This window comes from Microbacterium sp. Soil_C_42 (assembly GCF_057656735.1).
In genome coordinates this window covers 1-1762 of the sequence record NZ_JBDGJU010000080.1, presented here as the reverse complement: position 1 = coordinate 1762, position 1762 = coordinate 1, and the positions used below count along the sequence as shown (strand labels likewise).

Here is a 1762-nt window from a genome sequence, read left to right as displayed (position 1 = left end):
AGGTCCAGGGCCGCTCGGCGGCCGACACCCTGCCGTCGTTCGTCAACGCGATGGCCACCCTGGAACCGGAGCTGGTCGAGACGGACGCCAGGACCCTGGTCTCCACCATCCTCCGCAGCGCCCCGCGCCGCTCCCTGGTGGTCCTCCTGACGAGCCTGGACGCGGCTCCGATCGAGGAGGGCCTGCTCCCGGTGCTCCCCCGTCTCACGCAGCGCCACACGGTCGTGCTGGCCTCGGTCGCCGACCCGCACGTCGCGGCCATGACAAGTTCACGGGGCTCGGTGGACGCGGTCTACGAGGCCGCCGCCGGCACCCAGACCCAGTCCCAACGCCGCCGCACGTCCGACCAGCTCACCCGCCACGGCGTCCACGTGGTCGACGCCACCCCGGACACCCTGGCCCCGGCCCTGGCGGACGCCTACCTGGCCCTGAAAGCCGCCGGCCGCCTCTAGCTCAACTCCGCTCGAGCCATCGCCTCGCTGGATACGCTGGTTGGGCACCCACCAGGAGGAAATCATGGCCGACCTCACCCCCGAGCAGATGCGCCGCATGCACGACTTCGCGGAACAGCTCGCGGAGCTGGCCGAGCACCAGGAAGACCCATGGAAGGTGCAGACCACCGACGGTCAGATCTTCCTCACGATGATGAGCCCGACGGCTCCCTACGGGCTCAACGTGGTGCGTCTGCGCCGTCAGATCGAGGCACAGACGCCAGAAGTCATGGCCCTCAACGACACGAACATGGGTGATCCTCAAACCGGTCTGACCAAGGTCCCCGATCTCATGGTCATCGCGGAGGAAGACACCGATGACACCGCCAAGGTCGTCAACGCCCGCGACGTCCTGCTGGTGGTCGAGGTCGTCTCACGCACGAACTCGCTCACTGACATCCGCGACAAGCTGCACGACTACCCCAGGATGGGAGTGCCGCTGTATGTCGTCGTGGATCCCCGCAAGGACGAGAAGACAGTCACCGTGCACAGCGACCCCTCATCCGGACCCGACGGCATCCGCTATCGGAAAGCGGTCCCCTACGCCTTCGGGGACACCGTCACCGCCGGCCGCTGGACGCTCGATACGAGCAGCCTCAAGAGCTACCCCGCCGACTGGTGAGACGAGGCCGGCCCGATCGGTCGCGACCTGCCCCAGAACGCAGAAAAGCCCCGCACCGAACCCGTAAGGGCTGGTGCGGGGCTTTCCCACAATGATTGTTCGGCGGCGTCCTACTCTCCCACAGGGTCCCCCCTGCAGTACCATCGGCGCTGAAAGGCTTAGCTTCCGGGTTCGGAATGTAACCGGGCGTTTCCCTAACGCTATGACCACCGAAACACTATGAAATTCAGAACATGCTGGTGTTGACACAGCTGTTCGTTATTTCAGAACTAACACAGTGGACGCGAGCAACTGAGGACAAGCCCTCGGCCTATTAGTACCAGTCAGCTTCACCCGTTACCGGGCTTCCACATCTGGCCTATCAACCCAGTCGTCTACTGGGAGCCTTACCCTCTCAAGGAGGTGGGAATACTCATCTTGAAGCAGGCTTCCCGCTTAGATGCTTTCAGCGGTTATCCCTCCCGAACGTAGCCAACCAGCCATGCCCTTGGCAGGACAACTGGCACACCAGAGGTTCGTCCGTCCCGGTCCTCTCGTACTAGGGACAGCCCTTCTCAATATTCCTACGCGCACAGCGGATAGGGACCGAACTGTCTCACGACGTTCTAAACCCAGCTCGCGTACCGCTTTAATGGGCGAACAGCCCAAC

1 protein-coding gene, 2 rRNA genes and 1 pseudogene are annotated in these 1762 nt (G+C 63.9%); 2 read left to right on the top strand and 2 right to left on the bottom strand.

Translation table 11 applies throughout. From position 1 onward, the window contains the following. Both AC3A46_RS19455 and AC3A46_RS19450 read left to right on the top strand, forming a co-directional pair. Positions 1–452, top strand: a pseudogene (locus AC3A46_RS19455) (DUF58 domain-containing protein); the annotation flags it as partial. A 64-nt stretch (positions 453–516) separates the two neighbouring features. Next, the gene (locus AC3A46_RS19450) at positions 517–1113 is read left to right on the top strand and encodes a Uma2 family endonuclease (protein ID WP_487666689.1); all 597 of its coding nucleotides are present in this window, start codon (positions 517–519) and stop codon (positions 1111–1113) included. 97 nt (positions 1114–1210) lie between these two features. Here the strand turns inward: AC3A46_RS19450 and rrf are convergent. Next, positions 1211–1327 (bottom strand): 5S ribosomal RNA (rrf, locus tag AC3A46_RS19445). A 79-nt stretch (positions 1328–1406) separates the two neighbouring features. Then, positions 1407–1762, bottom strand: a 23S ribosomal RNA gene (locus AC3A46_RS19440); the annotation flags it as partial.

Coding starts and splice junctions, on each gene's coding strand:
- AC3A46_RS19450 (WP_487666689.1), top strand. CDS start 517: ATGGCCGACCTCACCCCCGAGCAGATGCGCCGCATGCACGACTTCGCG.